Origin of the sequence: Xanthomonas arboricola pv. juglandis, from assembly GCF_905367715.1 — a bacterium.
GTDB lineage: Bacteria > Pseudomonadota > Gammaproteobacteria > Xanthomonadales > Xanthomonadaceae > Xanthomonas > Xanthomonas arboricola.
In genome coordinates, this window is the sequence record NZ_HG999362.1 from 430,989 (window position 1) to 457,670 (window position 26,682).

The window sequence follows — 26,682 nt, forward strand, 5'->3', positions numbered from 1 at the left end:
ACTCCCATGGCTCGTTTCTTCATCGACCGTCCCATCTTCGCCTGGGTCATCGCCATCGTCATCACGCTGGCCGGCGCGATCTCGATCTTCTCGCTGCCGCTGGAGCAGTACCCGGACATCGCACCGCCCTCGGTGACGGTCAGTGCGACCTATACCGGCGCCTCTGCAGAAACCGTGCAGAACTCGGTCACGCAGATCCTCGAACAGCAGATGACAGGCCTGGACAATCTGCTCTACATGTCCTCCAGCAGCAGCTCGGCGGGCACTGCGCAACTCACACTGACCTTCGAGTCCGGCACCGACCCGGATACCGCGCAGGTGCAGGTGCAGAACAAGGTGTCGCAAGGCGAGGCGCTGCTGCCCGACGAGGTCAAGACCAACGGCGTGACCGTGACCAAGTCGGCCAGCGGCAGCATGTTCATGGTGCTGGCTTTCACTTCCGAAGACGGCAGCATGGACAGCACCGACATCGGCGACTACATGGTGTCCTCGTTGCAGGACCCGATCAGCCGCCTCAACGGCATCGGCAGCGTCAACGTGTTCGGTGCCGAGTACGCGATGCGCGTCTGGCTGGATCCGGAGAAACTGCACACCTACGCATTGATGCCCTCGGATGTCAGCAGCGCGATCGCCGCGCAGAACGCCGATGTCTCGTCCGGCGCGCTGGGTGCATTGCCGGCGCTGCAGGGCCAGCAGTTGAATGCCACGGTGACCTCGCGCAGCAAGCTGCGCACACCGGCGCAGTTCGAGAACATCGTGCTCAAGTCCGATGCCGGCGGCGCCACCGTGTACCTGCGCGATGTCGCAAGGGTGGAGCTGGGCTCGGAATCCTACGGCTCCAGTTCCAAGTTCAACGGCAAGGCCGCCTCGGGCATGGGCCTGCAGCTGGCGACCGGCGCCAATGCGCTGGACGCAGCCAAGCTGGTGGAAGCCAAGCTGGATGCACTCAAGCCGTACTTCCCGGCTGGCCTGAAGTACGAGGTCGCCTACGACACCACACCGTTCGTGCGCATCTCCATCGAGGAAGTGGTCAAGACCCTGATCGAAGCGATCGTGCTGGTGGTCGTGGTGATGTACCTGTTCCTGCAGAACTGGCGTGCCACGCTGGTGCCGGTGATCGCGGTGCCGGTGGTGCTGATGGGCACCTTCGGGGTGTTGTCGCTGCTGGGCTTTTCGATCAACACGCTGACCATGTTCGCGATGGTGTTGGCGATCGGCCTGCTGGTGGACGATGCCATCGTGGTGGTGGAAAACGTCGAGCGCCTGATGGCCGAGCAGGGCATGTCGCCGCGCGAGGCCACGCACACCTCGATGGGCCAGATCACCGGCGCCCTGGTCGGCATCGCGCTGGTGCTCACCGCGGTGTTTCTGCCGATGGCCTTCTTCGGCGGCGCCACCGGCGAGATCTATCGGCAGTTCTCGGTGACCATTGCCGCGGCGATGATCCTGTCGCTGGTGGTTGCGCTGACCCTGAGTCCGGCGCTGTGCGCCACCTTGCTCAAGCCCATCGACAAGGGCGGCCATGTCTCGCGCAAGGGCGTGCTGGGCAAATTCTTCACCTGGTTCAACACCTGCTTCGATCGCGGTACCGAGCGCTATGGGCGTGGCGTGGAGCGCGTGGTCGGCCATCGCAAGCTTGGCTCGCTGGTCTACGCGCTGTTGCTGGTGGTGCTTGGCCTGCTGTTTTGGCGTCTGCCCAGCGCGTTCCTGCCCGAGGAAGACCAAGGCATGCTGATGGTGATGTTCAGTGCACCGGCCGGTGCCACCCAGCAACGCACCCAGCAGTCGATCGACCAAGCCACCGCGTTCATTCTCAAGCAGCCGGAAGTGCAGGGCATCATGACCATCTCCGGTTTCAGCCTGGCCGGCAGCAGCCAGAACTCGGGCATGGGTTTTATCCGCCTCAAGGACTGGGCCGACCGCGAGGGTTCGGCGCAGGAAGTGGCCCAGCGCATCACCGGCGCGATGATGATGACGCTTCCCGACGCGCAGGTGTTTGCATTGACGCCGCCGGCCATCAACGGGCTGGGCACCAGTTCCGGTTTCACCCTGCAGTTGCAGGATGCCGCCGGCAACGGCCACGAGGCGCTGGTGGAAGCGCGCAAGCAGTTGCTGCAGCTGGCCAACGGCAATCAAAACCTGACGGCGGTGCGCTTCAACGGTCTGGACGATGCTCCGACCTACCGCGTGCAGATCGACGATGCCAAGGCCGGCGCGCTGGGCGTGGCCGCAGCCGACATCAACACCACGCTCTCCACGGTGATGGGCGGGCGCTACGTCAACGACTTCCTCAACAACAACCGGGTCAAGCGCGTGTACGTGCAGGGCGAAGCGTCTGCGCGCATGCTGCCCGGCGATATCGACCGCTGGTACGTGCGCAACAGCGACGCTGCCATGGTGCCGTTCTCCGCGTTCGCCAGCAGCGCCTGGGCGTATGCGCCGCAGGTGTTGACCCGCTTCAACGGCAGCGAATCGATGGAGATCACCGTCAGCGCCGCATCCGGCATCAGCTCGGGCGATGCGATGACCGCGGTCGCCGGCGAAGTGGACGGCATGGGCAAGGGCGTGGGCTACGCCTGGTCGGGCATGTCGTATCAGGAACAGGCCGCCGGCACCCAGACCTGGATGTTGTATGCGGTGTCGCTGGTGTTCGTGTTCCTGTGCCTGGCCGCGTTGTACGAGAGCTGGTCGATCCCGATCTCGGTGATGCTGGCGGTGCCGGTGGGCATCGTCGGCGCGCTGCTGGCGACCTGGATGCGCGGGCTGTCCAACGACATCTACTTCCAGGTCGGCCTGCTGGCAACGATGGGCCTGGCCGCCAAGAACGGCATCCTGATCGTGGAGTTCGCCAAGGAGCTGGAAGAGAAAGGCCAGCCCTTGATCGAGGCCACCCTGCACGCCGCACGCATGCGCCTGCGCCCGATCCTGATGACCTCGCTGGCCTTCATGCTCGGCGTGCTGCCGATGGTGATCAGCAGCGGCGCCGGCTCCGGTGGACGCCATTCGCTGGGCACCGGCGTGTTGGGCGGCACGCTGGCCTCCACCGTGCTGGGCATCTTCTTCGTGCCGTTGTTCTACGTGATGGTGCGCAGCCTGTTTCCCGGCAAGGCTGCCACGCACTCCCCCGTCGTTTCCACCTCCGAGGTAATGCCATGATGCGCACCACATCCCTCAGCCTGGCGGTGGCCTGTGCCATCGCATTGAGCGGCTGCGTCAGCATGGCGCCGCAATATGCGCGCCCGGACGCACCGGTGCCCGGCGTGGTCGGCGACACCGGCCGCGCGCCCCATGGCGACAGTGCCGATGGCCGCACTACCGCTGCGGCCGAGCTGGATTGGCGGCAGGTGCTGGTCGATGCGCGCCTGCAACAGGTGGTCGCACTGGCGCTGGACAACAACCGCGACCTGCGCGTGGCCGTGCTCAATATCGAGCAGGCACGCGCGCAGTACCGCATCCAGCGTGCGGACCTGTTTCCCGCGGTGGACGCCACCGTCTCGCACACGGCGCAACGTGCTGCGGCCGCGACCAGTTTCACCGGCGCGCCACAGATCATCCGCAGCGCCACCGGGCAGGTGGGCATCAGCAGCTGGGAGCTGGACCTGTTCGGGCGCATCCGCAGCCTCAAGAACGAGGCGCTGGAGACCTATCTGGCCAGCGAGCAGACCCAGCGCAGCACCCGCCTGAGCCTGGTGGCCGAAGTGGCCAGCGACTGGCTCACCGTGGCCGCCGATCAGCAGCGGCTGGCACTCGCCCAGCAGACCCTGGAGAGCCAGCGCAAGACGCTGCGCCTGACCCAATTGCAGCACGACAACGGCATCGTCTCCGGTCTGGATCTGGCGCAGATCCAGACCAGCGTGGAAAGCGCGCGCGCCGATGTGGCCAGCTTCACCACCCAGCTGGCGCAGTCGCGCAATGCGCTGAACCTGGTCGTGGGCACGTCGGTACCGGCGGCGTTGTTGCCGGCTGCCGATGCGATCGAGAGCGGCGTTGCATTGGCACCGTTGCCGGCGCAGCTGGAATCGCGCGTGCTGTTGCAGCGCCCGGACGTAGTGTCGGCCGAGCACACGCTCAAGGCCGCCAACGCCGACATCGGCGCAGCGCGTGCGGCGTTCTTCCCCACCATCTCGCTGACCGGCAATGTCGGGCGCGGCAGCGATGCCTTGTCCAGCCTGTTCGATGGCGACCACACCTGGTCGTTCACGCCCAGCGTGAGCCTGCCGATCTTCCGCGCCGGCGCGCTGAAGGCCGAACTGGATGTGGCCAAGCTGCAGAAGGACATCACCATCGCCCAATACGAACTGGCGATCCAGACCGCCTTCAGCGAAGTGGCCGACGCGCTGGCCGAGCGCACCCAGCTGGACGAACGCATGGACGCGCAGCGCGCCCTGGTGGATGCGGCACAGCGCGGTTTCACCCTGTCGGATGCGCGCTACCGCAACGGCGTGGACAGTTATCTGGTGGCACTGGACGCGCAGCGCTCGCTCTACAGCGCACAACAGACCTTGATCAGCCTGCGGCTGACCGAGGCAAGCAACCGGGTGACCTTGTACAAGGTGCTCGGCGGCGGCGCCGATGCGCAATCGCAACCGCTGGCACAACAGTAGCCTTGCATGGATGCGCGAGCGCAAGCGCATCTGTCAGATCCGCAATGGCAGCGACAGTACCCGGATCAAAAGAAGCTGCTCAAACCGCACCTCATCGGGCAGCGCGTAGCGTGCTGCTCACAATCATGCACCGACCATCTCGACTAGTCCTTGCCGCTCACCGTCGCGGGACCTTACGCGGCATGGATGCCGCGTAAGAGCCTACAAGGACGTACTTGCGGCGTGTCCCGAGAGGGTGGGCGGGCAAGGGCCCTGCAGCCAAGCCGCAGATCAGCAGCTCTACACCCGATCTATCCACTGCATCGCGACACCACGCATAAAGCAACCACGCCTTCGAAGCCTAGCTTCGTCAAGGCGCGCTCCGAGTCTTGAGTCAAAAGCTAGGTGAGTCGAGCGTGCGGTGCCCTCACCGCTTGCGGGACACGCCGTGAATCCATCCGTGGAGGCTCCTCGGCGGCATCCATGCCGCCGAGGGTCCCGCAACCGGCAAGGACACCGCACCAGAGAGTTGGTCGGCTGCTTTCTTGAGAGCTTGTTGCTCGGCTTGCGGTGGCAAATCAACAGTCTGTGGCTTGTGTGTTGAAAGCCCGCCTGCTGTTCGGGTTGGGATGGAAAAATGGTGAGGGGTTGATCTAACCCACGGTGATCCGACCAGCGCCCGTCATGCACCGCTCGCAACCACGCACACCGACCATCTCGACGGGTCCTTGCCCGCTCACCGTCGCGGGACCTTACGCGGCATGGATGCCGCATAAGAGCCTACATGGACGTACTTGCGGCGTGTCCTTCGATGGTGGGCGGGCAAGGGCCTTGCAACCAAGCCGCAGATCATCCGCTCTAGAAACCGATGCACCCACAGCGTTCAATCATTGCTAGAACCGCATCACTTCGCCGCGTTGGCGTTCATCACTGCATTGCGGCTGGCATCCAGATACTGCGCGGGGTCGCGCATGCCGGTGGTGTGGCATTGCCCGGTGGTGTGGCCGCGATTGACGCCGCCCGGCAGCTGCGCGTTGACCTGCTCCACGGTGCCGTCTTCCGGGTCGTTCAGTACCAGGTCCGAGGCCGCGTTGCAGTAGTCGTTGGTGTACCAGTTGGTCTTGGCGAACGAGGTCGTGTAGTAGTTGACCTTGGCGCGCGCATCGGCCGGAATACCGGCCAGCCAGGCTTTGGCGCCGTCGTAAGTCATGTCGGTATTGGTGCCGCAACCCACGCCGAACCACGAGCCCACCGCCGCCAGAATGCCGGACAGATTGGTGCCCTGGTACGGCGTGCCGACCGACTGCATCACCCGCCCACCCGTGGCGTTATCCAGCCCGCTCCAGTAGTAGGTGTACAGATGCAGCGCGGCCATGCCGCCCTGGCTGTGCGCCACTGTTGCGAAAGAGGACCACTGACTGGCGAACTGCGCCAAGCGCTGTGCGAACTGGTCGTTGCTGCGGTTCTGTTTGGCATCAAGGAACGAGGACGCATTGGTGAACTGCGCCTGCGGCCACACGCCGTTGGAGCAATAGCCATGCACCAGCACCAGTTGCGACCCCGCGGCCTGCGGTTGCGCCATCGCAGTGGCACGGGCCAGCGTCGTCGGACGCGGGCCCATGCGCATGCTCTCGTCGATCGCGGCGGCAGAGCGCGCGATGCTGGCGCGGCGCAACGCGGGCAGCTGCAACGGTAGCGTGTCGGCCTGGACCAGCGGGATGTAATGGTCCGGGTCTTCGATGCGCAGCCCGCGCAGCGTAAACGGCGCACGCGCGCCGGCACGCGCGACCCAGCGTTCGTCCAGGCTCAACGGCAGCTGGCCTTGCTGCGGCGTCAGCATGCCGCCGATCCACGCCACCGGCACGTCCTTGCCCTTGGCATCGGTGCCCCAGACCTGTCCAAACACGCGGTAATGCGATGGTGCCTTGCCGCGCGCGGCGACCGGCAAGGCAATGCTGAGCCGGGTGCCGTCGGCAGCGCGTGCGCTGAGCGCGTTGCCGAGCAGACGCAGGGAGGTATCCAGCACCGGCAACACATGCTCGCTGGTACGCACGAACGGCTGCCCGGCCTGGTCGCGACCGCGCACGATCACCTGTGCGATCCAGGTGCCTTCGGCTGTCGGTTGGAACGTGCCGCCATACACGCCATCGCCGGCAGCACCGTCGTCGTGCTGCCCGTCATCGGCCATCGGCAGCGTGCGGATGCCGCCTTGCGGGTCGATCACACGCAGACTCGCTGTTTCGATTTGCCCCGCCTGCGCGGCCAGCAAGCTCGCGCCGCCTGCATCGTTGCCGCTGAGCAAGGCGTTGAGCGTCAGCGACTGGCCGACCTGCTGCCGACGATGGCGCGGGTACGAGGCCAGCTGCGTACGCGCATCGCCTTCCATCAGCACATACCCGCGTTGCGCCACCGGCGTCGACGATTGCAGCGTCAGCGCCCAGTTGCCGTTCTGCGCGGACTCCATCGCGTAACGCATGCCGCTGCTGCCGCTCTCTGCGCTGCCCAGCAGTGTGCGTTGTGCCTGCAGTTGCGGTGCAACAGCAGCGGCACGTGCGCCGGCAACGCGTGGTGCAGTCACCGCCGCCTCCCACGGCTGGTCGCCGGCCAGCACCATGAAGCGCAGATGGCCGTTTTCCACCGGCAAGGTGCCTTGCCAGCGTGCGGACTTGCCGGCCGGCGTCAACTCCACCGGCAGCAAGGCGCTCTTGGACAGGATCGCCGACTCGGCCGGATCGGGTGCGCGCATCTGCGCGAACTCCTCCGGTGGGCCAGCCAGTTGTTTGGGCTGCAGCTCGGCCGCGGCAAGCGGCGTGGAGACCAGCGACAGGGTGCACAGCAGGGACAACAGCGACGGCTTCGGCATGGCGACATCTCTCCTTGAACGTTGCAGAAGCGATGCCGCCGCGCATGGCAACGGCATCGGATGCAGCGCCCCCTCGCCGCGATTCGCCGATGGTTATACCGCGCGCTTGTGACAGGTCTGCTGTGCGCTGCAGCACCTCACGCGCGACAAACAAACCGCCAGGAATAAAAAGTACAGACTGTGATCGAGGTCGTGGACATGTCGAGGTCCACGACGCATTGCTTGCTACAACTCACAGGTCTGCGGTCGCTATGCAGCGCCGAATTCGGCGTGCCTCAGTCCGCCTAAACGTGCGCGGAGCGGGAGCGGTACTGCTCCACCCACGCGACAGTCTGTGCGATGCCACCGAAGGGATAGAAGTGCATGCGGACCTCGCCGTGTGCATCAGTCAGGCCAGTGGCCAGCCGTTCCACAAAACGATCCGGCCCTGCGGTGCCCAATAGCTTGCCGAGCGAGATGCCGTACTTTGACAGCATCGATGCGCATGCGCCGACACCGCAGCTGGCGGCATAGCGTGCGAGCACCGCCACGCCGGCAGGGCCGGGTACGCCCACACGCACGGGATGTGCAATGCCGTGCGCGCGTAGCGCCTGCAACCACATCAGCACGATGTCGGCATCGAACGCGAACTGGGTGACGATCAGCGGCGCCATGCCGCGCTCGGCGATGCTGCGACACTTGCGCTGCAGCACCTCCCATCGATCGGCTGCAGGCATGCTCGGATGCCCTTCCGGATGCCCCGCCACGGCGATGGTCCGGATGCCGGAGCGCTCAAAGATCCCGGTATCGATCAGCGACAAGCTGTCCGGAAACGGCCCGAGCGGAGCAGGCGGATCGCCCGCAATCACCAGGCAGCGCTCGACGCCGGCGTCCTCGACGGCGCGGCTGACGAAGGCGTGCAGCTGCTCGCGCGAGGCGATACGGCGCGCGGACAGGTGCGGCATCGGCTGAAAGCCGAGTGTGCGCACCATCCGTGCCGCGGCCAGCCGCGCGTCGTCGTCCTGGTTGGGCAGGTAGGGGATTGCAATGGTTGCGCCATGCATGATCCGGGGCGCCGCAGCAGCCAGCCCGGCAATGTGCTTTGCGCTGACCTCCAGCGAATAGGCCTCGGTGATGGTGCTGGCGAGGCTGGGCGTGTCTGGATCGATCAAGGGTGTTGCCGTCCTGTGGTGGCGAGTGGCTGCGCCGCTGCGTCAGCCCTGATCGAGCGGGCAGGGGCCAAGAGCACATCGAGATCCCGGCCGCGGCCCAAGACCCGCTTGCGCTCAATCGTCCTGTTCCGCATCGCCGTAGAATTTCACGCCCAGTTGTATGCGATTGCGCCCGCTTTCCACGCGGTGCCGGTTGGTGTCGCGCAGCGAGTAGACGCAGCCGCAGTATTCCTGCTGGTAGAAGTTCTCGCGCTTGCTGATCTCGACCATGCGCGAGGAACCGCCGCCCTTGCGCCAGTTGTATTCCCAGTACATCAAGCCGGGATACCTGGCCGCAGCGCGCACGCCGCAGTCGTTGATCTGCTGCATGTTCTTCCAGCGCGAGATGCCCAGGGAGCTGGTGATCACCGGGAAGCCGTGCTCGTGCGCATACAGCGCGGTGCGTTCAAAGCGCATGTCAAAGCACATGGTGCAACGCACGCCGCGCTCGGGTTCGTTCTCCATCCCGCGGGCCCGCTCGAACCAGTTGTCCCGATCGTAGTCGGCATCGACAAAGGGCACGCCGCACTGCTCGGCAAAGCGGATGTTCTCGTCCTTGCGCAGCTCGTATTCCTTGCGCGGATGAATGTTGGGGTTATAGAAGAAGATGGTGTAGTCGACGCCGGACGCCAGCATGGCCTCCATCACCTCGCCGGAGCATGGCGCGCAGCAGGAATGCAGCAACACCTTGTCGTGGCCGGCAGCCAGTGGGAGTGGTGTGCGGGTTGCGGTGGTATCCATCAGTGGGCTCCGGATGTCGTGGCGGTGCCATTGGCAGGCTGGCGGGCCAGTTCGATGAAGGCGCGCAGGTAGTCGACGGCGATATCGGCCTCGCGTGCGCCCAGGAAGATCTGCTTGGCGATGCCGCGCGCACCCAGCCGCACCGGCACCACGTCCATCCTGGCGGCGTATTCCTCCACCAGCCAGCGTGGCATGGCGGCCACGCCGCGGCCACTGGCCACCATCTGCATCATGATATCGGTGGTTTCGATGGCCTTGTGGCGCCTGGGCGTGACACCGGCCGGCAGCAGGAACTGGCTGTAGATGTCCAGGCGCTCGAGGTCCACCGGATAGCTGATGAGCACCTCGCGTGTGAGCTGCTGGGGCTTGACGTAGGCGGCCGACGCCAGCGCATGGCCCTTGGCCACGACCAGCACCTGCTCGTAGTCGAACACCGGCTCGAACCGCAGCCCGGGCTTGTACAGTGGGTCGGGCGTGACCAGCAGATCGATCTCGTAGCCGAACAGCGCGCCGATACCGCCGAACTGGAACTTCTGCTTGACGTCCACATCCACATCCGGCCAGGTGGCCAGATAGGGCGCCACCAGCTTGAGCAGCCACTGGTAGCAGGGATGGCACTCCATGCCGATGCGCAGCGCACCGCGTTCGCCCTGTGCGAACTGGCCCAGGCGCTCCTCGGCCAGGTCCAGCTGCGGCAGTACCCGGTTGGCCACCGCCAGTAGGTACTGGCCGGCCTGGGTCAGGCGCAGGTTGCGTCCCTCGCGCAGCCACACGTCGGTGCCCAGCTGTTGCTCCAGCTTCTTCATGCTGTGGCTCAGCGCCGACTGGGTCAGGTTCAGCACGCCGGCGGCGGCGGTCAGCGAGCCTTGCTGCTCGACCTGCTGGACGATGGTGAGATGGATGCGCTCAAGCATTCAGATGATCCGAATTCATGGAATGTTGAAATAACACCATTTTACTTCATTGAACGCGAGCCCTAGCATCGGGATTCGTCGTCTCAGGTCAACCCGCATGACTGTCAACGTGCCACACCCCCTCCGCGTCGTCGCGGTCTCCGGCGGGCTGCAGCGCCCCTCCAAGGCCGTCGCCCTGGCCGAACACCTGCTGGCGCTGATCGCCGATGCCGTGCCGTGCGAGCAACATCTGGTCGAACTCGGGGCGTTGGCGCCGCAGTTCGCCGGCGCGGTCTGGCGCTCGCAGCTGCCGGCAACGGTGGAGCAGGAACTTGCGGCCGTGGAGCAGGCAGACGTGGTGGTGGTGACCACGCCGGTCTATCGCGGCTCCTACACCGGGCTGTTCAAGCACTTCTTCGACTTCATCCACCAGGATGCCTTGATCGACACCCCGGTGCTGTTGGCGGCCACCGGCGGCAGCGAGCGCCATGCGCTGGTGATCGACCACCAGTTGCGGCCACTTTTCAGTTTCTTCCAAGCACGCACCTTGGCGCTGGGCGTCTACGCCACCGACCGCGACTTCCTGGACTACCGCGTGCATAACGAGGCCCTGGCCGAGCGGGCCAGGCTAGCGGTGCAACGGGCACTGCCGCTGATCGCATTGACGCGGCAGGCAGGTGCCATTGCCGCAGAAAACGTGGCCGCGGCCTGAGGCCACCCGGCCACGGTTGCTCGGCGGGCCACCACACCCTTCTCCGGCTACAGGATCGGTTGGCAACTGTCCGCAGATCCAAAGTCCCGGCATCCATCCAGCAGGGATCCACCCCTGCGCCGAGACCTGCGCTCGTAATCAATTTCGGAAACAAGGCGTCAGCTTGCAATGACTCAAGAATTCACTTTCAGCATCAAACGTCAGCGGTTTGACGAGGACTACCGCCCCGCGGCCAACACGCGCAACACGACGAACTTTGCCAACCTGGCCAGGGGCCAGCGTCGGCAGGAAAACCTGCGCAACACGCTTGCGATGATCAACAACCGCTGCAACGACCTGGCGCATTGGGATAACCCCACCCGCGACCGCTACGCGGTGGAGCTGGACATCATCTCTGTCGGGATGAACATCGGTGAGAACGAAAGCGGCGATGCATTTCCGCTGATCGAGATATTGAAGCCCAGCCTCCTCGACAAGACGAGCGGCGCGCGCATCGATGGCATCGCAGGGAACAATTTTTCCTCCTACGTGCGCGACTACGATTTCAGCGTGCTGCTGCCGGCGCACAATCAGGACGCGTCCGGCTTCAGCATCCCGAATGATTTCGGCAGCCTGCACGGAAAGCTGTTCAAGCACTTCGTGGACTCGGACGCCTATACGGCGCGTTTCGCCAAGCCCCCGGTCATCTGCATCAGCGTCTCCAGCAGCAGGGTCTATCACCGAACCGGCAACCGGCACCCCGTGCTCGGCATCGAATACCGGCAGGACGAATTTTCCCTGACCGATCGCTACTTCGAGAAGATGGGCCTGCAGGTGCGTTATTTCATGCCTCCCAACAGCGTCGCCCCGCTGGCTTTTTACTTCTTCGGCGACCTGCTCAACGACTACACCAATCTCGAGCTGATCGGCACCATCAGCACCATGGAGACGTTCCAGAAGATTTACCGCCCGGAGATCTACAACGCCAATTCCGCGGCGGGGGCCATCTACCAGCCGAGCCTGAAGCACCAGGATTATTCCTCTACCCAGATCGTCTACGACCGGGAAGAGCGCAGCCAGCTCGCGGTGACGCAGGGCAAATTCACCGAGGAGCACTTCATCAGGCCCTACGGCAAGATTCTCGCGCAGTGGGTTTCCCATCACGCTGTCTAATCAACAAGAACGCAAGACACCACTCATCATGAAAAAGCTGCTCCCTACCTCCACCGCCGGCAGCCTGCCCAAGCCGTCCTGGCTCGCACAGCCGGAGAAACTCTGGTCGCCCTGGAAGCTGCAGGACGAGGAATTGATCGAAGGCAAGCAGGATGCATTGCGCCTGTCGCTGCAGGAACAGCAGCATGCCGGCATCGATATCGTCAGCGACGGCGAGCAGACCCGCCAGCATTTCGTCACTACCTTCATCGAACACCTCAGCGGCGTCGATTTCGAAAAGCGCGAGACTGTCAGGATCCGCAATCGCTATGACGCCAGCGTCCCCACCGTCGTTGGCCCGGTGAGCCGCCCCAGGCCGGTGTTCGTGGACGATGCCAGGTTCCTGCGCCAGCAGACTCGCCAGCCGATCAAATGGGCGCTGCCCGGCCCCATGACGATGATCGACACCCTCTTTGACGCGCACTACAAAAGCCGCGAAAAGCTGGCATGGGAATTTGCCGTCATCCTCAACCAGGAAGCCAGGGAGCTTGAAGCGGCCGGCGTGGACATCATCCAGTTCGACGAGCCGGCCTTCAATGTCTTCTTCGACGAGGTCAACGACTGGGGTGTTGCGACCCTCGAGCGTGCGGTCGAAGGGCTCAAGTGCGAGACCGCCGTCCACATCTGCTACGGCTACGGCATCAAGGCCAATACCGACTGGAAGCAGACCCTGGGGTCGGAGTGGCGTCAGTACGAAGAGTCGTTTCCCAAGCTGCAGACATCCACGCTCGACATCATCTCGCTGGAGTGCCACAACTCGCACGTGCCGATCGACCTGATCGAACTGGTGCGCGGCAAGAAGGTGATGGTCGGGGCCATCGATGTGGCGAGCAATACGATCGAAACACCGGAAGAGGTGGCCGATACGCTGCGCAAGGCGCTGCGCTTCGTCGATGCCGACAAGCTCTACCCGTCCACCAACTGCGGGATGGCGCCTCTGGCCCGTGACGTTGCAAGAGGCAAGCTCAAGGCCCTGAGTGCAGGCGCAGACATCATTCGCGCAGAACTGGCAGCCCGCTAACGCGTCGGTGCTGGCGCTGGGTCGGCGGCCGAAGCAACAGGGTTGCGGCTAGCGCCATCGTGCCGACGCACGTCGCCACCACGGCTCGCGACGCAACCACCAACAAGCCCCCGCATGCGGGGGCTTGTTGGTCTTCCATCACGGTGCAGGGCTCAGTAATTGACCTGCAACTGCAGCCGCAGCAAGTCGCCTTCCACCACCGGATACGGCGCGGTGGTGACGTCGGTGCGCTTCATCTTCGAGTAGGCAAACACCAGTTCCAGCGCATCCATCGGCTGCCACTCGACGCCGGCTTCCACTTCGTCCAGGCGCATGCGCGGCGCATTGGTGTCGAACTTGGAGCCGCCGCGGTAGGTCTGCCACTTCAGGTACGGCAGCAAGGTGCCGTAGCTGCCATCGTGCTTGTACATCGCCTGCACGTAGCCGCCGCTCAGCGAACGGGTGCGGATGCGCCGCTGTGCGACATCCAGCTCCGGGCCGCGGCCCACTGTCCACTCGGCCTGCAGGCCGAACGGCTGCGGGTAGTAGATGATGTGCGCGGCCACGCGTTGGTCGGTGTAGCCGTTCGGGTCGGTGATGACCGGGGTGAAGCTGCGGCCACCGATGTTGACTGCCGCCGCGGTCGGCACGAAGCGGCCGCTGTAGGCATCGGCACCCACTTCCAGGTACTGGCCGTTGGCGAACTTGAACGGGTAGGTGGCGTGCACCACCGCATGCATGCTGTCGTTGCGCTCGGCGCGGTTGGCGCCCTGGCCGTTGTACACACCGGCACCAATCACACCGTAGTCGCCCGAGCCCTTCAAGCCCGACTTGACCAGGTCCTGGAAGCGGCCCTTGGCCACGGTGGGGCTGTAGTAGAACACCGCACCGATATCGCGTTCGTCGCGCAGGCCGGAGTTGAGCGCGTCGGCGCGGTCCAGGGTGAGACGGTTCTGGCTGGACTGCAGGTTCTCCCAGCCGTACGGCATCTTCGACTGGCCCACGCGCACGCGGTACTCGCGCTTCTTGTCGAAGTAGATGTCGGCATACGCATCGCGCAGCTGCGCGAAGTTGGAGGTGGTCGACCCGGTCGGCGTGCTCGCAAAGTCCGGCTGGAAGTACAGCGATACGTGCTCGTTGAGATCGCCGCTCAGCACCAGGCGCGCACGCCGGATGCCCAGGCTCTGGTCGTTGCCGATAAAGCGGTCGCCGGTTGCGCGCAGATCCTGCGCGTCGCCGCCGATGCCCTGGTTGTAGCGGATCTGCGTGTAGCCGCGCAGGCTCAGCTTGTCGTACCACTTCTTGCCGGCCTCGCCAGCCTTGGCCGGTGCCGCAGCCGGTACGGGTGCAGGTGCGGCCTGGGCGATGGCGGTGTCGGCAGGCGCCGATGCCGCAGGGGCGGGCGGCAGTGCCGGTGCGGCCGGCATCGCCGACGCCGGCAGCTTGCCGTTCTCGTCCACCTGCACGAACTTGCCCAGCTTGTCGCGGCCCGGAGCCGGCTCGGCGAAGATCTGCTTGGTCTTGCGGTCGACGTACAGCTCCAGCTCGGCGGCCAGCGTGCTGCCGCTGGCGGTCGCGCTGAGGGCGCACAGGACGGTGGCGAGATTGCGTTTTTTCATTGGTCCGGCTCGTGCAAGGGAAACGGGTCGGCGGCAGCGTCAGGCCGGCGCTGCCCGGCGGGCGGCGAACACGGCGCCGGCACGCCCACCAGGCGCCCGGTCGTCCTGACGGTGCGGCAATGCGTGCAGTTATATTTAGATTTGATGTCAGTTTGGTGACATCGGCGGCCCCGCACAGCGCAACGCTGTGTCAGCTGCGTGTCTGGCGCGTGTCAGTTGTGCGACGTGCAGAAGGCGGGCCCAGCGGTGCGCGGCGCGGGCATCAGGCGCGGATGTGACGCTTTGGTTGCTGCCGCCCCATCGGCCTGCGGTGCCATGGGCAGATGGTGCCGCCAGGAGCAGTTGCCGACGCAAAAGCCGAAGCGCGTGCTTGGCACGGCCATAGCGTGCTGTCGTCGTCGCCAACGCGTGGGCAAGGGACGATGACTCAGAAACATGGCAAAGGCGGGGTCATCGCCCGCCTTTGCCGGATCACGCACCGTGTGGCGTAGCGCCAGGCCGGTGCGGCTGCACGGTGTCGCGCAACACCATGCCAGGGCTAGGCTCAGCCGGCCGGCGTCGCCTGCAGGGCCGCCGCCACCGCATCGCGCAGCGGGGTGGTCGGGCGGCCGATCAGCTGGCTCAGCGTGTGGCTGTCGTCGAACAGGCTGCCGCCGCGCGAGGATGCCGAGCACTGCGCCAGCACCTGTGCGAATGCAGCCGGCAGGCCGATCTGCACCAACGCCGCCGCGTAGTCGGCTTCGGGCAGGTCGTGATAGGCCACCGGCTTGCCCGACTGCTGCGCCACCTCGGCGGCATACTCGGCCATCGTGAAGGCAGTATTGCCGGCCAGTTCGTAGACCTTGCCGGCCTGCGGCGTGTCGGCGGCCAGCACCGCTGCGGCGGCCTCGGCATAGTCGGCACGCGTGGCCGCACTGATCCTGCCCTCGCCGGCGCTGCCGATCACCGCGCCATGCGCCACCTCGGCCGCGATCGAGCCGGTGTAGTTCTCGGTGTACCAGCCATTGCGCAGCAGCACATGCGGCACGCCGCCCTCGCGCAGCAGCGCCTCGGTGGCCACATGCTCGGGTGCCAGCGCCAGCGTGCTGGTATCGGCATGCAGCACGCTCGTATAGGCCAGCAATTCCACGCCGGCACGCTTGGCGGCTTCAATCACGTTGCGGTGCTGCGGCACGCGTTCGCCCACCGCATTGGACGACACCAGCAGCACCCGGCCCACGCCGGCGAAGGCCTGATCCAGGCTCTGCGGGTCCGCGTAGTCGGCGCGACGCACGGTGATGTCGCGTTTTGCGAACTGTGCGAGTGACGCAGTATCGCGGGCCGTTGCTACGATCCGAGCGGCCGGGACACGCGCCAGCAGTGCTTCGACCACCAATGCGCCCAGTTGCCCGCTGGCGCCGGTGACGAGGATCAGGGGGGAGGTGTGTGCCATGGTGAACTCCAGTAGGTATTGATAAGAGGTGTGGTCTACTATCTAGACTCTTGGTCCGCGCACCTATTGTCAGGGCCGTTCGAACCTCCGCAAGGAGGCAGTTTTCTACCCCCTGGTTACCGTGAGATATCCCAGTGAACGCGATTGCTCTGTTTCCGCCGCCGCCGTCCCTGCAAGGCATGCCGTTCGACGCCACCAAGTGCCCGGTGCGCGACGTGCTCGATCAGATCGGCGACAAATGGACCATGCTGATCCTGCTGACGCTGATCCCCGGCCCCTCCCGCTTCAGCGCCATCCAGCGCGCCGTGCCGGACATCTCCAAGCGCATGCTGACCCAGACCCTGCGCAACCTCGAGCGCAACGGCATGATCACCCGCAAGGTCTACGCGACCAAGCCGCCCAGCGTGGAATATGCCTTGTCCAAGCTCGGCGTGGCGCTGCTCGGGCCGATCTCGCAGCTGCTCAACTGGGCAGGCGAGAATCATGCGGCCATCCGCTCCGCACGCGAACGCTTCGATCATGCCCAGCAGCCGGCGGTTGCGCTGGATGCCGACGAGGCGATGGCGTAAGCGCCGGCCGGCAGCAATGGCAAGCGAGCTGACGGCGCTGACTGCCAGGTGGGCGCCTCGGCGCGTTGGTTGACCGCCTAGGCGCGTGCACTAGGCGCAGCGGTGGATGGATTCCGCGTCCGCCAGGTGTGCCTTGTTGAAGCATCGGTGCTCGGCCCGGAAGCGTGGACGGCTGAGTAGCGGGCTCGCCGTCCATCGCCGCTGTCGAGGGCACGCCCTGGCACCTGGACCCGACTCCAGAGTGGCCACATCACAGCCACCACGGCCTGCCACGCACGCGGCGGACCCGCCATCGATCTGTGAACGCGTGCTCACAAAATCCCGCGCCGGATAAACGTCTACCAGCGCGACCACGCCACGCATCGCCCGCAAACCCTTGCGGCGTAACGGGCCTGCCGCACGCTATCGCTGCCATCGCTAATTTCAATCGCAAGCCGGCTCAAGCGTACGCACCGGCACCCGATAAGGGGCTCACCTTATCTCGCGAATCCGCTGCGCCATGCCCGTCTTCGGCACCTTGTCCGCCTCAACGCGACGCACCCTGGGCGCTGCCCTGCTCGCGCTGTGGTGCGGCTGGATCGCCGTGGCCTGGACCACGCCACGTGCGCAAGCCACCGACGTCGCCAGTGCGTGGGCGCAGGTCCAGGCCAGCCTGCCGGCCGCGCAGCAGGCGCCGATGCTAATCGGCGTCGCAGGCGCCTGCGCCTGCACCGACCCGGCCGCCGATCGCGCCTGGGCCGTGCTCAGCAACGCGGTACGTGCGCGTGGCGGCCAGGTGCGCATGCTCGACACCCCCGCACTGCGTGGCAGCGGCTATGCCGTGTGGCTGCTCGGCACTGACGGCCAGCCACGCTACGCCGGCCCCGTAGACGGCGGCGCGGTGTGCGGCACGGCCGGCGCGGCGGATTGGTCGCGCTGGTTACCCGATGTCCTGGCGCGCACCCCGGGTGCCGCGCTGGTGTCCCCTTGTCCCTGTGCCGTGGAGTCGCTGTCATGATGGAACTGTCCGCATCGGCACCGCCGACCTCCACCTACTCCACCCGCCTGGCGATCAAGGCCGACCGGCTGTTTCTGTGGCTGGCCGTGCTGCAGAGCGTCGGCTCGCTGGGCCTGGCCTGGTACCAGGGTCAATGGACCACGTTTCTGGCGGTCACGCTGCCCAGCCTGTTGCTGATGGCCTGGCAAGTGCAGGCCAACCCCGGCACGCGCCTGACCCGCATCACCAACGCGCTGGTGCTGATGGCCCTGGTCGCGGCCACCATCCAGCAGGCGCATGGCCTGGTGGAAATGCACTTTGGCGTGTTCGTGATCCTGGCGCTGCTGCTGTACTACCGCGACTGGCTGCCGGTGGTGGTCGCCGCAGGCGCCATCGCCGTGCATCACCTGGCGTTCTACTGGCTGCAATCGCGCGGCATGCCGGTGCAGGCGTTCACCGTCGGCAGCGGCTTCGGCATCGTGGTGCTGCATGCCGGCTACGTGATCGTCGAAACCGCCTTCGTCTGCGTGATGGCCATCCAGCTGCGCCGCCAGGTCGATGCCCTCGACCACGAGGCCGAATCGCTGGCCGAACTGGCCGACACCCTGGCCACCGGCGCCACCTTGCCGCCGGCCATCCTGCAGCAGCCCTTCCGCAGCGGCTCGCTGGCGCAGGCGTTGGTGCGCATGAGCGTGCAGGTGGAAGAGCGCATCGCCCAACAGCAGCAGCTGCTGCTGGAAAATCGCCGTATCCGCCTGGCGTTGGATGCATCGGCAATGGCGGTGGCCATCGTCGACGGGCAGGGCGCCGCCATCTATCGCAATCAGTCGTTCCAGCAACTGAGCAAACAGGTCGATGCGCACGTGCTGCACACCGCACTGGCCGATGCAGTGCAGCTGGGGCATGACGCAGGCAGCAGCAAAACGCGCGCCCTGGCGGCGTTGCAACTGCAGGAAAACATCACCCCGGTCCGCGATGGCGACGGCGCCTCGCTGGGCGTGGTGGTGGAGTGGCAGGACCGCACCCAGGACCTGGCGCTGGAAGAGCAGCTGGCCACGGTCATTGCCCAGGCTGCGCGTGGTGAGCTCGGTGCCCGCCTGCAGGGGAATGCTAGGAGCGGCACGCTCGGCCAGCTGGCCGAGGGCGTCAACCAGTTCCTGGCCATCACCGACGACAGCCTGCAGGACATGCGTCGCATGCTGGCGGCGATGTCGCGTGGCGATCTGACCCAGCGCATCGACCGCCACTGCGAAGGCGTGTTCGAGCAGATGAAGCGCGACGCCAATGCCACTGCCGACGAGCTGGCGCGCATCATTACGCAGATCCGCAGCTCCAGCACCGCGATCAATCACGCCGCCGGCCACATCCTGACCCGCAACGATGCATTGGAGCAGCAGGTGCAGCGCCAGTCGGCCACCCTGGGCCGCACCGCCACCCAGATGCAGGCCGTGCTCGGCACCATGCAGGAGCACACCGCGCAGGCGGCCGACGCCGACAAGCTCACCGCCGCCGCATCCGAGGCCGCACGCAGCGGCGGCGACACCATGCACCAGGCGATGGGCACCATGCAGCAGATGGAACAGGCCTCGCGCCGCATCCAGGACATCGTCTCGGTCATCGACGGCATCGCCTTCCAGACCAATATCCTGGCCCTGAATGCCGCTGTCGAGGCCGCGCGCGCCGGCGAAGAAGGCCGCGGCTTTGCCGTGGTTGCGGGCGAGGTGCGCGCGCTGGCATTGCGCTCGTCCACCGCCGCCAGCCAGATCAAGACGCTGATCGGCGAATCGGTCACGCATATGCAGGCCGGCGTGCAGCAGGTGCGCCACGCCGGCGAAGGCATGCAGCACATCGTCGCCACCATCGGCCAGGTCAGCAGCACGCTCAGCAGGATCGCCGTCGCCTCGCAACAGGAAGCCGGCAGCATCGCGCAGGTGCATCACACCCTCGCCGGCGTAGACGCCGACATGCGCGACGGCGTCACCCGCATGCAGGACGCCAGCGCCGCCGCACGCGCCATGGGCGACCATGCCGCGCAGCTGGAAGATGCAGTGAGTGCGTTTGTGGCGGAGGCGCGCGATGGCAGCGCTGTTGTAATGCACAGGCTGCGCGTTGCCTGATCGACGCTGGCGTATTAGTTACGCAGCTCCCGCAGCTTGCCAGTGAACCAGGATTGGCTCGATACCGGCGCAGCGTTGCCGCAACGCACCTGATACGGCGTGCCCGACATGCTGCTCTTGGTGGCGGCAAGTTCGATAAAGGACTCGGTGGATGTCACTAGTCCCTTCTTCTGCAAGTAGTCGTACTTGCGCTGCAAATGTTCGCTGGCTTTCGGTGCCGCATACCACGACCCATTACGCGAAAATTCGCAGTTGGATTGCGCAAGGACTTTGAAAAGCTGACCAACCTCACGTGTCGTGGCCGGCGAAACACCCTGCGCCGATGCAGAGGAGCTGAGCAGGAGTGCAATTAGAAAAAATTTAGCGTTCATCAGCCGAATCTTAGCGCAACAGGCCACCATCTCAGCAGGCACGCCGATCGGTCGCAGTGACAACAATCGACCTTCTAGCCATCGCTCAGTCCACTGACGCTAAACAGGCTCAGGGACGTAGCGCAACAGCGTCGAACCCTCGAAGTAATTCCCGTAGTACTCGCTCGCCCTCAGCCCCGGGTTCGCCTCAAAATCGATGTAAGGCTCGGAACAATGGGGGCAGCGAAAAGGATTGAGGTAGGCGTAGCGGGACCCATCCGGTGCCAACGGTAATGCGTCTTCCAGCACATCAAGCGCTTCGGCATCCGGCTCGGACAGCGCTGCAGGGCTGCCAGGCAGATGGCTATCGACGGTGATGGTGTACTTGCCGGACCCCGAGTAGAAGTATCCCGCGTTGCTAAAACCCGCGTGATAGGAGCGGATCAGGAACGAACGTTTGCAGTGGTCGCATTCACAAGAAAGCAGCACGTTGCCACCGGTGACTAATCCGCTGAAGTGCAGACCCCTTGCAAACAGCCCCTTGCCTGCAAGTGCGGAACTGCTGACGCTGGCGCCCGGCAGAAAGAACGGCTGAAACCTGATCCCGGATGCTTGGCCATTCGCAAACGCATCTGGATCGAGCTTCTCGGTCTGCGAAATGACACAGTCTGCCTGGCACCCGAGGTTGGGATGCACGCGAACGGAAAAGTGGAACCACCCCGTCGCAGCACCAAGTTCATGCCGATGCACCTCTCCCGCCGAGTCGGCAAACTCCAGGACGCTATTGGACTTCAACCATGCGGAAGGCTTGAGCTCACATGGGACATCGCTCTCGGTAACGCGGCACAACTCTCGCCCATCGGCGCGAACGATCAATAACGGAGCGGCTTTCTTCTCGAAGATGGAGAACATGCTTTCCTTGGCGGCAGTGCGTGAGTGACAGATTGGAACGCTGGGCGCGAGCGCAGCAGAACAATGGTAGCTCTACCGAAGGTTCGGCGCTGCGCTCGCGGTGTTCCTCTTGAAGGCCATGCCTACACTGGCGGGCGCAGTCAACACGAAACCGAACTGCTGATAGAGCCTGTACGCCTGACCATCCGCAATCAGGCTGACGTACGCCGAATCAGGGACTTCCTGCTCAATGTAATTGGCGATCTCGCCCATGACAGCCTTACCCAGACCACGGCCCTGATGCTCTGGCAAGACGGCAATATCGACCACCTGATAGAAACAGCCGCCATCACCGATAACGCGCCCCATCGCCACCGGCTCGCCATCGCAAAGTACCTGCACGCTGAAGAGCGAGTTGGGCAGCCCGCGCTCGGCGGCTTCAAGTGCCTTCGGACTCAAGCCGCTTGCTTGCCGAAGATGCCGATACGCTTCGACAGTCGGTGTTTGATGCACAACGCGGTAGGGCGCTGAGTGAGTCATTGCAAATCCCTGTAGCACCGAACGGCTACGCTCATTCGATTTGATGGGTGGATGAGGCTTGATTGAAATTCTAGGACGAATCAGCGGGAGAACCAATAAATGCTCTGTTTGCCTCGGTCACCGGAGCAAGTATTTCCAGGAGAGCTTTAGCCAACTAGCGAACCTGCATCCAAGCGGGGTGCTGCATTGCTACAAGATTTACTGTGCGCCCCGAGCCTCCTTGTATGTCATTGGCCGTAACAAGATGTGCCGCAGCCATAAATGCAAGAACAGCAGATTCCTGCTGCTATGTGAAGAAGCCAGTACCTATCAGGTTCTGTCCGTACAGAGCATCATCTCGTAGCTCCCAAGCGGTGTTGTAGTCGCCCATCGCTTGGCACCGCTCTTCCGCTGGCTCGGCCAACGTCTCTACAGTAAAGAGGAAAGCATTGTATGAGAGGTGTGATGCCTCAATTGCCGATATTTGTGGGGGGTCAGACATGGATTTCAATAGCCTGGCTAAGTTGGACTGTTAGGCGTCTTCGGCTTGAGCGAATAGCTAAGTCGACCAACGAAGCGGCTTCGGCTCGAATGAATTGTCAGGCCGCATGCTGATACGTCACGGCTGCAAATCCAATGATTGCTGCAAGGATAAGCATGACAATCCATCCTGACCTCTGATGGAACGGCACTGGGTTGCACCCAATCTGCGCTTCCGCCGCCGAAGCGTTAACTATCCAGCCGTGGGAGCAAACGGGGCAAATGAGCTGGTACTGCTTGGAGATAACCCATCCGAAAAAGATGGTAGAAGTGTCCGTACGTGTACTTGAGACGCAATGTAAAGTCTTGCTCTTGCTCGCACCTCTGGCAGTGCTCATGCTCTGCCAGGTCGAAGGTCAGCACTCGCTCGCCCCATCCCCAAAGAATCATCTGTCTCTCTCGAAATATCTTAGCGGTCCAGCAACTGGATTAAACAGGCCCGCGAAGTGGATCCGGCTTGAATGAATTGTTGGGCGTCGCCGCTAGTCACTGCTCCCGGCACAGCCAGAGTCCCCCGCATCGCACCCGGAAAAACCAATGTCCTGACCACCCGATGCGCCACCATCGGATGACAGATAGAGCGGGTCACTTGTATCGGACGACGTGGAGCCAGCTGCCTGAGAAGAAGCAAATGCCGCACAAACCACCGCGCCAATGACTGGAACAAGCCAGATGAGGGCAAGTTGCAATGCGCGTTGTGATGGCGACAGCACCGAAACGCGAAGCACGGCAACCGATGCGACGATATTGCCAAGCGCAAGTATCACACCCAATAGAAGCATCAACTTCATCCAAACCTCCAAGTCGCCTGACTATTACCGGGGCTGCCCGTGTGGCGAAAAAACGATCCTCGCCGAGTCGTCCATGGCCGTCAATCGCTGCAAGCTTTTGCAACAAACGCTCGTTATGCCAGCGTGGCTGCCCATGACCATGTGCCATGCCATAGTCAAGCTGATCTAACGTGAGATGCAGGACGACGGCTTGGTGCTACACCTTTGTCCTCCTGCGCGAGGAGCAGTGAGCGCGAAAGGTGTGATGCTAAACGCGTTGCGCTTGATGCGGGCGTTGCAACGATAAGCGCTGACGGAATTGTTGCCGTCGAGCCTAGGCTAAGTCGGCGATCAATCATGTGTGCGAGCTCCATCTACAACCATCTCCATCCGCAGCCTGACACCTGAGTTAAGCCGACCCGCGAAGCGGGTTCGGCTTGAATGAATTGTTAGGCATCTGCCCGAGAGAACTGAGTTGCTCCTCCAGCCATGCCACGAACTCCTGCTCTGAGAGTGGATTGGGACAATGATCCCACTCGTTCCAGCGGCGATCGACCATAGTGGACCAGTCGCCAGCGACCTGAGCAAGCGCGGGGTGACCACCCCAGAATTTTGTGGCTGTGGCGAGCTCACTGACGCGACCATTGAGCTCCTGGATCGAACAAGTCCCTGCCAAGTAGCGTCGAGCGGCCTCAATCATCTGGCGGAACTCTCCGATCTCAGTGGACATAGTGCTGGTGCCTAACTCCTGAGTTAAGCCGGACCGCTTTGCGGCGTTGGGCAAGTGAAACTTGCAAGAACTTGCACGAGGCCGCGAAGCGGGCTCGGCTTGAACGAATTGTTAGCCCTCTGGCTTTGAGCTAAGTGGTATTTGACTTGGATCGCCATGCCTGACGATGCGAATGTGCAGGGCGTGGAAGGCGGAGTTCCCTCCAACACCACCACGTATTTGTTGCCTCTCGCGAGCAGCGTACACGCGGAGGCCGGCGTCGTTGAGGTAGGACATGCTCTCCGCAAGTGACTTCTGAGCGTTGATCCGCTCGTAGGGCTCATGAAGTCCGAGATCGACCCAATCTGTCAGGTTCTGCAAAAAACCACCTACACAACCTAGCTCTTCCTCTGATAGATCTTCTGGGTAGTCATCGTAGCGGCCGTGACAGTCCGAGGATAAATCTATTAGTGTTTTTGCAGATGTGACCAAAGCTAGGTGCGTTGGAATCTCTTGCTTGATCCGAACGATTCGCACTGGTGCCGGCTGATCTCGCTGATCTAGCCGCTCTCTGACCCATTTCTCATGATTGTCTTTCAGTTGCCGCAGGGTCTCTGCAGTAAACGTTTCGTATTGATCATCAACGAGTTTGTGATGTACACGGCAAAGCAATAGGAGATTGCTTTGGTCATCAATGGCCTCCGCGGCAATGGTCGGGTCGTGGCGTGGGCCGCTTTTGGCACCTGAGATGATGTGGCACTCATCCCCGACAACTGACTCAGAGTCAACGTCCGAGGCGTCTATCACTAGGCGCGTCTTGCAGAATGCACAAAGACTTCCAGAGCGGCCCCAGAGTACTTTTCTGGTCTTATCCGTGATGCTCATACCGAGGGCTAACGCCTGAATTAAGCCGAGCCGCAAAGCGGCTTCGGCTTGAATGATTGTTAGACCGCGCCCTCACTGCTCATCTTCCGGGCGCAGTGGAGAGTGGGACCAGTCAAAAGCGGTCAGAACGTGTTTGGCCAGAGCATCGAACTCCTCACGGTAGTGATGCTCATGTGGTGCCGGAACCTCAGGCCACCCTAGGGCAAAACCCATCGACCTTAGAGTGGAAGAGTACCGCTCAAGTGGGCCATAGCCGAATACTTGGTTATGACGCTCCCACACAACAGTGGCCTTGTCTCCTGGAGAGTATGCCCAGAGGTCAAAGCGTGCATCTGCAGAGAGAAACGGCGCAAACCGGGCTAGGAACTCTTTGACCTGAGTCAGCGACAAGGCTGGGCTTTGGTAACGGCCAGGCAGCGCCTCTCCGCGAGGAGTGTGAAGCACGTACAGCAAGTAGTACGGTGGCTCCAAGCACTCAACTAACCGCTCAAAAACGACAGGGTCTCCGCCGGGAGCGCCCGCAATTACGTGCTGCCCGACGTCGAAAACGGGCAGGTGCGAGTGGGCAGCCCACTCGCCGTTAACAAGGTGGCCGAGACGGTACATGGCGGTCTAATACCTGAATTAAGCCGCGTCGCTAAGCGGCGTCGGCTTGAATGAATTGTTAGGGGACAGCCTACGTGGCGTCATGACTGATTGCCAGGCTGCCGACGAACCACAAGTACGCAGCCGCTGCGACAGTAAGCAAGTGCAGCACGCCGACCCAGCGCCACCGAAGGGCCAAGACCGAAGGGGCAACTAGGGCGACCGTTACGACGAGCCCAGCCAGTGGGAAATACCTAGCGAGTTGCGATGATTCAATGCCAGGAATGCCGGCCACAAGGCATGAGGCCGCAAAGAAAAAGAAAGCAGAAAGGCCTGCGGCTGAGGCCTTGAGCTTACGGTTTGGCGTCGAAGAGAGAACAAAAGCCGGGAGGAGAACGGTGAGCCCGATGAGCCCGGGAATACATTGTTCCGCGGCAAAGAGAACGTGGTGCAAATCCATAACTGTCACTGCCCCCTAACACCGGAATTAAGCCGAGCCGCGAAGCGTCTTCGGCTTGAATGAATTGTTAGGGGGCACGCGCCGGAACCAGAACCACCATGTGCCGATACCACATGCAAACAGCCACGCAAGTAGAAACCAGAACCCAGACCGTGATTCGACTGCCGTTGTGGCTTGGCCATTCTCTTGAGCGAAGGTAACGATCTTGTGGTCGTCGAGGACGCTCGGAACGATGATATATGAGCGAGAAGATCTGACGTACTGAGACTGAGTCGAGTAGCGGGACTGGTAGGAAGCGCCCACGAGAATTGCTGATTGATCGGAGTATTGGGCGAGGCCTGTGGAAGCTGGAGGCCAAGGTGACAGCCAGTCGTACACCGCTACCACCGGGACCAGGAGCAAATAGGCAGGCATGCCGAACTTAAGCAGCATGCGGAATAGACCAACGAGAAACTTCACCAGTGCCCCCTAACACCTGAGTTAAGCCGCGCCGCGAAGCGGCGTCGGCTTGGACGAATTCTTAGGGCACAGCTGGCGACAGACCATGACGCGTGCTCCACTCGGCGGACCAACTGAAAAGCTTGACGTGGTGCACCTGATGCCAGCCCTCGCCTCGCTCATTATCCAGCATGGTCTCGGTGAGATCGACTCCGCCCCAGGCCTGCGTAAAGAGGTGGCCGTCTTGGCAACTACCTTGCTCGGCATGCTCTCGAAGCCTGCGAATCTCCCGTTCCAGCGCGAGGAGGCCAGACACGTCACCATGAATATGGACGACATTGCCTTCCGAGTTTGCAACGATGCTTAGCATGAGAAGCGAATCACCTTTGTCTGCGGCCTAACACTTGAATTAAGCCGTGCCGCGAAGCGGCATCGGCTTGAATGAGTTGTTAGGCAGTGAGTGGCCGAAACGGTTGAGACGGCAACCATGCTCCCCAGCACTGCCGCGTTGACCGAGTGTGCCACAGCTTGCGGGATGGAGCTTGCCCAGCGATGCAGCGGCGCGTGATGCCACCGAAACCAAGTGCAATGAATGCAGCGCGGGAACGATGTGCCAAGGCGAAGCGCCGAACTTACCGCAACAAGCAAC

Annotated in this window: 21 protein-coding genes; 9 read left to right on the plus strand and 12 right to left on the minus strand. The window is 63.4% G+C overall.

What is annotated here, in order from left to right; all coding sequences use genetic code 11:
- The first annotated feature begins 6 nt into the window (after window positions 1–6).
- Together KHN93_RS01795 and KHN93_RS01800 are read left to right on the plus strand one after the other, a co-directional pair.
- Window positions 7–3,156: an efflux RND transporter permease subunit gene (locus KHN93_RS01795; protein WP_211921755.1), complete on the plus strand. Its 3,150-nt coding sequence runs from the start codon at window positions 7–9 to the stop codon at window positions 3,154–3,156.
- Complete coding sequence (locus KHN93_RS01800) at window positions 3,156–4,604, plus strand: efflux transporter outer membrane subunit (RefSeq protein ID WP_211921757.1); 1,449 nt, start codon at window positions 3,156–3,158, stop codon at window positions 4,602–4,604. Before KHN93_RS01795 ends, KHN93_RS01800 begins: the two co-directional genes overlap by 1 nt.
- Window positions 4,605–5,487: 883 nt before the next feature.
- On the opposite strand, the gene KHN93_RS01805 is transcribed toward KHN93_RS01800, so the two are convergent.
- The 4 genes from KHN93_RS01805 to KHN93_RS01820 all read right to left on the minus strand — a co-directional run bounded on the left by KHN93_RS01805 (window position 5,488) and on the right by KHN93_RS01820 (window position 10,291).
- Window positions 5,488–7,446 carry a choice-of-anchor X domain-containing protein gene (locus KHN93_RS01805; RefSeq protein WP_211921759.1) on the minus strand — a complete coding sequence of 653 codons (1,959 nt, stop codon included), beginning with the start codon at window positions 7,444–7,446 and terminating at the stop codon, window positions 5,488–5,490.
- A 284-nt stretch (window positions 7,447–7,730) separates the two neighbouring features.
- Window positions 7,731–8,597 (minus strand): methylenetetrahydrofolate reductase, encoded by an 867-nt coding sequence (locus KHN93_RS01810; RefSeq protein WP_211921761.1) that lies wholly within the window; start codon window positions 8,595–8,597, stop codon window positions 7,731–7,733.
- Window positions 8,598–8,711: 114 nt separating this feature from the next.
- A complete protein-coding gene (locus KHN93_RS01815; protein ID WP_211921763.1) occupies window positions 8,712–9,377 on the minus strand; it encodes an epoxyqueuosine reductase QueH in 666 nt (221 codons plus the stop codon).
- Window positions 9,377–10,291 carry a LysR family transcriptional regulator gene (locus KHN93_RS01820; RefSeq protein ID WP_024938835.1) on the minus strand — a complete coding sequence of 305 codons (915 nt, stop codon included), beginning with the start codon at window positions 10,289–10,291 and terminating at the stop codon, window positions 9,377–9,379. The genes KHN93_RS01815 and KHN93_RS01820 overlap by 1 nt, the downstream gene beginning before the upstream one ends.
- A gap of 97 nt (window positions 10,292–10,388) precedes the next feature.
- Between KHN93_RS01820 and msuE the strand changes: the two genes are divergently transcribed.
- From msuE to KHN93_RS01835, 3 genes are all read left to right on the plus strand, one after another.
- Window positions 10,389–10,982 carry an FMN reductase gene (gene msuE / locus KHN93_RS01825; protein ID WP_161961341.1) on the plus strand — a complete coding sequence of 198 codons (594 nt, stop codon included), beginning with the start codon at window positions 10,389–10,391 and terminating at the stop codon, window positions 10,980–10,982.
- A 168-nt stretch (window positions 10,983–11,150) separates the two neighbouring features.
- The gene (locus KHN93_RS01830; RefSeq protein WP_167704939.1) at window positions 11,151–12,134 is read left to right on the plus strand and encodes a DUF1852 domain-containing protein; all 984 of its coding nucleotides are present in this window, start codon (window positions 11,151–11,153) and stop codon (window positions 12,132–12,134) included.
- A gap of 28 nt (window positions 12,135–12,162) precedes the next feature.
- The gene (locus tag KHN93_RS01835) at window positions 12,163–13,194 is read left to right on the plus strand and encodes a methionine synthase (RefSeq protein ID WP_104538886.1); all 1,032 of its coding nucleotides are present in this window, start codon (window positions 12,163–12,165) and stop codon (window positions 13,192–13,194) included.
- Between the two features lie 152 nt (window positions 13,195–13,346).
- On the opposite strand, the gene KHN93_RS01840 is transcribed toward KHN93_RS01835, so the two are convergent.
- Window positions 13,347–14,792, minus strand: a complete 1,446-nt coding sequence (locus tag KHN93_RS01840) for an OprO/OprP family phosphate-selective porin (RefSeq protein ID WP_211921765.1) — start codon at window positions 14,790–14,792, stop codon at window positions 13,347–13,349.
- 544 nt (window positions 14,793–15,336) lie between these two features.
- Window positions 15,337–16,224 (minus strand): SDR family oxidoreductase, encoded by an 888-nt coding sequence (locus tag KHN93_RS01845; RefSeq protein WP_211921767.1) that lies wholly within the window; start codon window positions 16,222–16,224, stop codon window positions 15,337–15,339.
- A gap of 134 nt (window positions 16,225–16,358) precedes the next feature.
- Here KHN93_RS01845 and KHN93_RS01850 point away from each other — a divergent pair, with 134 nt between their 5' ends.
- The 3 genes from KHN93_RS01850 to KHN93_RS01860 all read left to right on the plus strand — a co-directional run bounded on the left by KHN93_RS01850 (window position 16,359) and on the right by KHN93_RS01860 (window position 19,886).
- Window positions 16,359–16,793 carry a winged helix-turn-helix transcriptional regulator gene (locus tag KHN93_RS01850; RefSeq protein ID WP_039513244.1) on the plus strand — a complete coding sequence of 145 codons (435 nt, stop codon included), beginning with the start codon at window positions 16,359–16,361 and terminating at the stop codon, window positions 16,791–16,793.
- A 499-nt stretch (window positions 16,794–17,292) separates the two neighbouring features.
- Window positions 17,293–17,790, plus strand: coding sequence for a hypothetical protein (locus KHN93_RS01855; protein WP_211921770.1), 498 nt, complete (start codon window positions 17,293–17,295; stop codon window positions 17,788–17,790).
- The gene (locus tag KHN93_RS01860; RefSeq protein WP_244812188.1) at window positions 17,787–19,886 is read left to right on the plus strand and encodes a methyl-accepting chemotaxis protein; all 2,100 of its coding nucleotides are present in this window, start codon (window positions 17,787–17,789) and stop codon (window positions 19,884–19,886) included. Before KHN93_RS01855 ends, KHN93_RS01860 begins: the two co-directional genes overlap by 4 nt.
- Before the next feature lie 14 nt (window positions 19,887–19,900).
- Here KHN93_RS01860 and KHN93_RS01865 read toward each other — a convergent pair whose 3' ends face one another.
- From KHN93_RS01865 to KHN93_RS01890, 6 genes are all read right to left on the minus strand, one after another.
- Window positions 19,901–20,257, minus strand: a complete 357-nt coding sequence (locus KHN93_RS01865; protein WP_047126284.1) for a YfeK family protein — start codon at window positions 20,255–20,257, stop codon at window positions 19,901–19,903.
- A gap of 99 nt (window positions 20,258–20,356) precedes the next feature.
- Window positions 20,357–21,148 carry a hypothetical protein gene (locus tag KHN93_RS01870; RefSeq protein ID WP_211921772.1) on the minus strand — a complete coding sequence of 264 codons (792 nt, stop codon included), beginning with the start codon at window positions 21,146–21,148 and terminating at the stop codon, window positions 20,357–20,359.
- Between the two features lie 72 nt (window positions 21,149–21,220).
- Window positions 21,221–21,667, minus strand: a complete 447-nt coding sequence (locus KHN93_RS01875) for a GNAT family N-acetyltransferase (RefSeq protein WP_102583174.1) — start codon at window positions 21,665–21,667, stop codon at window positions 21,221–21,223.
- Window positions 21,668–22,668: 1,001 nt separating this feature from the next.
- Window positions 22,669–22,977, minus strand: a complete 309-nt coding sequence (locus KHN93_RS01880) for a hypothetical protein (protein WP_211921774.1) — start codon at window positions 22,975–22,977, stop codon at window positions 22,669–22,671.
- A 388-nt stretch (window positions 22,978–23,365) separates the two neighbouring features.
- On the minus strand, window positions 23,366–23,686 hold the full coding sequence (locus tag KHN93_RS01885; RefSeq protein WP_146093930.1) for a hypothetical protein: 321 nt from the start codon (window positions 23,684–23,686) through the stop codon (window positions 23,366–23,368).
- A 111-nt stretch (window positions 23,687–23,797) separates the two neighbouring features.
- Complete coding sequence (locus tag KHN93_RS01890; protein WP_211921776.1) at window positions 23,798–24,550, minus strand: HNH endonuclease; 753 nt, start codon at window positions 24,548–24,550, stop codon at window positions 23,798–23,800.
- A gap of 1,589 nt (window positions 24,551–26,139) precedes the next feature.
- Between KHN93_RS01890 and KHN93_RS21505 the strand changes: the two genes are divergently transcribed.
- Window positions 26,140–26,400 (plus strand): hypothetical protein, encoded by a 261-nt coding sequence (locus KHN93_RS21505; protein WP_244812189.1) that lies wholly within the window; start codon window positions 26,140–26,142, stop codon window positions 26,398–26,400.
- The last annotated feature ends 282 nt before the right edge of the window (window positions 26,401–26,682 follow it).

What these genes read in the sequence shown, in the direction of transcription:
- KHN93_RS01830 (WP_167704939.1), top strand. Translation starts at nt 11,151, where the DNA reads ATGACTCAAGAATTCACTTTCAGCATCAAACGTCAGCGGTTTGACGAG.
- KHN93_RS01795 (WP_211921755.1), top strand. Translation starts at nt 7, where the DNA reads ATGGCTCGTTTCTTCATCGACCGTCCCATCTTCGCCTGGGTCATCGCC.
- KHN93_RS01845 (WP_211921767.1), bottom strand. Translation starts at nt 16,224, where the DNA reads ATGGCACACACCTCCCCCCTGATCCTCGTCACCGGCGCCAGCGGGCAA.
- KHN93_RS01860 (WP_244812188.1), top strand. Translation starts at nt 17,787, where the DNA reads ATGATGGAACTGTCCGCATCGGCACCGCCGACCTCCACCTACTCCACC.
- KHN93_RS01855 (WP_211921770.1), top strand. Translation starts at nt 17,293, where the DNA reads ATGCCCGTCTTCGGCACCTTGTCCGCCTCAACGCGACGCACCCTGGGC.
- KHN93_RS01890 (WP_211921776.1), bottom strand. Translation starts at nt 24,550, where the DNA reads ATGAGCATCACGGATAAGACCAGAAAAGTACTCTGGGGCCGCTCTGGA.
- KHN93_RS01870 (WP_211921772.1), bottom strand. Translation starts at nt 21,148, where the DNA reads ATGTTCTCCATCTTCGAGAAGAAAGCCGCTCCGTTATTGATCGTTCGC.
- KHN93_RS01815 (WP_211921763.1), bottom strand. Translation starts at nt 9,377, where the DNA reads ATGGATACCACCGCAACCCGCACACCACTCCCACTGGCTGCCGGCCAC.
- KHN93_RS01840 (WP_211921765.1), bottom strand. Translation starts at nt 14,792, where the DNA reads ATGAAAAAACGCAATCTCGCCACCGTCCTGTGCGCCCTCAGCGCGACC.
- KHN93_RS01880 (WP_211921774.1), bottom strand. Translation starts at nt 22,977, where the DNA reads ATGAAGTTGATGCTTCTATTGGGTGTGATACTTGCGCTTGGCAATATC.
- KHN93_RS01875 (WP_102583174.1), bottom strand. Translation starts at nt 21,667, where the DNA reads ATGACTCACTCAGCGCCCTACCGCGTTGTGCATCAAACACCGACTGTC.
- KHN93_RS01865 (WP_047126284.1), bottom strand. Translation starts at nt 20,257, where the DNA reads ATGAACGCTAAATTTTTTCTAATTGCACTCCTGCTCAGCTCCTCTGCA.
- KHN93_RS01805 (WP_211921759.1), bottom strand. Translation starts at nt 7,446, where the DNA reads ATGCCGAAGCCGTCGCTGTTGTCCCTGCTGTGCACCCTGTCGCTGGTC.
- KHN93_RS21505 (WP_244812189.1), top strand. Translation starts at nt 26,140, where the DNA reads ATGACGCGTGCTCCACTCGGCGGACCAACTGAAAAGCTTGACGTGGTG.
- KHN93_RS01835 (WP_104538886.1), top strand. Translation starts at nt 12,163, where the DNA reads ATGAAAAAGCTGCTCCCTACCTCCACCGCCGGCAGCCTGCCCAAGCCG.
- KHN93_RS01800 (WP_211921757.1), top strand. Translation starts at nt 3,156, where the DNA reads ATGCGCACCACATCCCTCAGCCTGGCGGTGGCCTGTGCCATCGCATTG.
- KHN93_RS01885 (WP_146093930.1), bottom strand. Translation starts at nt 23,686, where the DNA reads ATGTCCACTGAGATCGGAGAGTTCCGCCAGATGATTGAGGCCGCTCGA.
- KHN93_RS01820 (WP_024938835.1), bottom strand. Translation starts at nt 10,291, where the DNA reads ATGCTTGAGCGCATCCATCTCACCATCGTCCAGCAGGTCGAGCAGCAA.
- msuE (WP_161961341.1), top strand. Translation starts at nt 10,389, where the DNA reads ATGACTGTCAACGTGCCACACCCCCTCCGCGTCGTCGCGGTCTCCGGC.